We start from the raw sequence: 1,379 nt of genomic DNA, 5'->3' as shown, positions 1-1,379 counted from the left end.
CCGCCTCAGCCGACAGGGCAGACGATCTTCACCATGGACACCCGCCGCCGACCAGCGCGAGCACGGCAACTCGCCCGCACACCAGCCCACCTCACCTGCACGTTTCACGATGCACAGTGCTCAATGATGATGACAGCCAGCAGAACCGCCACGTTGATACTCAGAACCACCTGGCCAGCCCTCCCCCGCACAACACTCTGACGATCCGCCTTCCTGCATAGCCGGAACTCGACAGCACCACGTTTCGATCACCGGTGATTGGCGACGGAGCGCCTGGTCAATGGCTGGATTGAGGCAGCTGCGCGAAGCGAACAGCACCGCCACCTGCTCCATTCGCAGCCCGCTGGGCTGAACGAGCCACGACCTCGCGGCCTCCGTCGCACTGGTCGCCCTGCCATGCGCGTCAGGACAGGGCGGTGGGGCGGCGCGGCGGAGGGATGCGGTCCAGCAGGTCCCATAGCGGTCGGGACCCGGCCGCCCATTCGCGCAGCAGACGGCGGTCCACGAGGTGAATCCGGTGCTCCGCGCCCCAGGGGATGGCCTTGGAGGAGAAACGGCCGTTGGTGAGCACGACCGCGACGTCCGCTCCGTGGATCTGCCGTGCGGTGCCGTTGACCTGCTGCAGGACACCGACGCCGACGGCGGAGCCGCGGTCTCCGTCGCGGCGGTGTTTGCACTGGATGGCCCAGACGCGCCCCATAGGATCGACGGCGCGTACGTCGCAGGCGTTGTCGCCGGCACCGCCGAGCTGCTCTGCCTGGCAGCCGTCCCGTCGCATCAGGTCCCGTATGGCGAACTCGAACGCGCGGTGGTCCAGGGCGTCCAGCTCCGCGATCCGCATCCGCAGGGCGCGGGCGCGCACGCGCTCCCACTCGGCCCGTTGCCGTGCCTGCTGTAGCCAGAGGCCACCGGCCACTGCGGCGATCACGGCGGCGATGAGGAGGATCCACCAGTGCACCAGTAGCCAGTGCACGACGGTGATGACCAACCCGAGCGCCAGGACCCCAGCTCCCAGCAAAGCCAGCTGGTCATCCTGCTTCTTGGAACGGCGGGCCGGCCGGCGCCGTGCGGGACGCCGCGCCGGACGTCGGCCGCTCATCGGGCTGTCCCCGGCTCAACCGGCAGGCTGCGTTCGGCAGACCGGGCGAGGGCCCGTATCGGCCCAGCGGCCCGCTCGCACGCCTCCATCCGTACCGACATGAAAAAACTCCCCCCTATCCACAGGCTGTTGACGATTCCCGCGCAGGTTATGAGAGGGCTTCTCGAAACCGAGTGTGGAGCTGGGGGTTCCGTACGGGCGTGCTGTTCAGGTGATTGTGGCCGCGCGGGGGCATGAAGGCAGGGCCTCTCGGTAGCACAGAGGGTGTCTACGCCACTGC

The 1,379-nt window shown here is 68.6% G+C and carries 1 protein-coding gene; it reads right to left on the bottom strand.

Annotated features, from left to right (window positions below; genetic code table 11):
• Positions 1 to 403: 403 nt before the first annotated feature.
• A complete protein-coding gene (locus tag MTQ10_RS30430) occupies positions 404 to 1,099 on the bottom strand; it encodes a restriction endonuclease (RefSeq protein WP_247473935.1) in 696 nt (231 codons plus the stop codon).
• Positions 1,100 to 1,379 lie beyond the last annotated feature (280 nt).

This window comes from Streptomyces sp. XM83C, from assembly GCF_023072675.1.
Lineage (GTDB): Bacteria > Actinomycetota > Actinomycetes > Streptomycetales > Streptomycetaceae > Streptomyces > Streptomyces thermocoprophilus.
This window is presented reverse-complemented; position numbering and strand designations above follow the sequence as displayed.